Origin of the sequence: Streptomyces sp. T39 (genome assembly GCF_008042045.1) — a bacterium.
Classification (GTDB): domain Bacteria; phylum Actinomycetota; class Actinomycetes; order Streptomycetales; family Streptomycetaceae; genus Streptomyces.
This window is the reverse complement of sequence record NZ_RDBP01000251.1, coordinates 1-622: the sequence shown is the minus strand read 5'-3', so window position 1 is coordinate 622 and position 622 is coordinate 1. Positions and strand designations below refer to the sequence as shown.

1 pseudogene is annotated in these 622 nt (G+C 75.4%); it reads left to right on the top strand.

Going from position 1 to position 622, the window contains the following annotated elements:
• Nucleotides 1–277 (top strand): annotated as a pseudogene (purH, locus tag EAO77_RS37825) (bifunctional phosphoribosylaminoimidazolecarboxamide formyltransferase/IMP cyclohydrolase); the annotation flags it as partial.
• Nucleotides 278–622: the final 345 nt, after the last annotated feature.

The following is a 622-nucleotide window of genomic DNA, read 5'->3' as shown; positions in this document are numbered from 1 at the left end:
GGACGGCGCCTCGGTCGGCGTCGGCATGGGCCAGGTCAACCGTGTCGACTCGGCGAAGCTGGCCGTGGAGCGCGCGGGTGAGGAGCGCGCCCGCGGGGCGTACGCCGCCTCGGACGCGTTCTTCCCCTTCCCCGACGGCCTGGAGATCCTGACGGCCGCAGGCGTCAAGGCCGTGGTGCAGCCGGGCGGTTCGGTCCGCGACGAGCTGGTCGTCGAGGCCGCCGGGAAGGCCGGCGTGACGATGTACTTCACCGGGACGCGGCACTTCTTCCACTGACGTCCCGTCACCGGTGTCCCCGGCGGGCCTCGCCCGCCGGGGACACCGGTGTCCGTGCCGGGGCGTCGACCTCGTGGGTGCGAGGCGCCGTCCGGGGCGTTGCTCCCCGGCGTCGGTGTCGGGCGGATCCGGCGGTTCCGGCGAGGCCCGCTCGCTGCCGACCAAGGGGATGCCGGACGAGAGCCCCGACCGCATCCGGTACGCGTGGCGGGTCGACTGGGCGACACCACCGGCCGCTCGGTGGAGGGCTGCCTCGACTTCGACGGGAACGCCTCCGGCCCCACCTCCGGTGCACGGACACGCCGAAGGCCGTGGTCCTTCGCCCTGGGGGCGGGGGCCACGACG